Raw genomic sequence first — 1094 nt, forward strand, 5'->3', positions numbered from 1 at the left:
CGGCGCGCAGGACCGCGGCGAGGAGGTCGGCTCCCAGGGGTAGGTCCTCGACGGCTCGCCGGCGGGCCGCGCGCACGTCGGCGGGTTCGCGGCGCCGCAGGAACTGATCCACCCCGACGGCGGTGGCGATCCCGAACGGCACGGCCCACCAGTGTCCGACCAGCCCGACCACCGCGAGGCCGGCAGCGACGTCGATCAGGAAGCGCGGGCTGCGGCCGGGCGAGCCGCCGGGCGACCTGCCCAGTCGGAGTAGTCGCCGCCGGACTGCCCACCGCCGGGCGAACGACAAGCCGAGGAGTGCCGCCAGCCCGACCAGGCCGAGGATGGCGATCAAGGGATCACCTCACGGACCGGCGTCAGCGCGAAGAGCGCTGCGGTGGCGTTCAGCAGCTCAGCCCGTGGACAGGGTGGAGGGGACGATTCGAGAGCTCGTGCGGCGTGCAGGATCGCGGCGGCGCAGCAGGGCTTGAAGGGAACTTGGGCCGGTCGACCCGGTCGAAGAAACGCGGCAGCTCCGCACATCGGCTCGGTTGTCATCGCGTCGGTCCGTTCGAAAGCCGGTCGGCCCAGAGGAGGCCGGCGCACTGCAGGAGGACCGCCCCGATTGCGCACGCCGCTCCCATCGGCGTCCCCAGCAGGACATCCAGCGGGTCGACCCCGATCCCGTAGCCGAGCGCAATCCCGCCGACCGGCAACCCCGCCAGTAGCAACGCGGTGGCCTGGGCGCCGGCCGCCTGGGCCGCCGCTGTGGCCCGCGAGCGGTCACCGGCCCGGGCGTCGGCCTCGATCCGCTCGACGAGATCAGCAGCGGGCGCACCGGTCTGCTCGGCCAGCCGCATCACCGCGGCGGTCAACTCGGCCAGCCGATGATCGGAGTCGCGCGAGCTCGACGGTGAGGCAGCGAGGGGCATTGCCCCCACCGCCAAGCCGGCACGCAGGTCGGCGGCCAGCGCGTTCAAACCGTCGAGTCTGCGGGACCGCGCCGCGACACCGCGGCGACGGGCAGCGCGACGGACAGCGGCCCGAGCCCCGAGCGCCCCGTAGACCGCGAGCACCAGCCCAGCCACCGGCCCGCCCACGATCGTGCCCACCAC

The 1094-nt window shown here is 74.4% G+C and carries 1 protein-coding gene and 1 pseudogene; both read right to left on the reverse strand.

The annotated features are described in order from the left end of the window. A pseudogene (locus AB0C29_RS49895) lies at positions 1 to 334 on the reverse strand (secretion system protein); the annotation flags it as partial. A gap of 199 nt (positions 335 to 533) precedes the next feature. Next, on the reverse strand, positions 534 to 1094 hold a 561-nt coding region (locus AB0C29_RS49900), incomplete at its 5' end, for a hypothetical protein (RefSeq protein WP_360835608.1).

It is taken from the genome of Actinoplanes sp. NPDC048791, assembly GCF_040650095.1.
Taxonomy (GTDB): Bacteria; Actinomycetota; Actinomycetes; order Mycobacteriales; family Micromonosporaceae; genus Actinoplanes.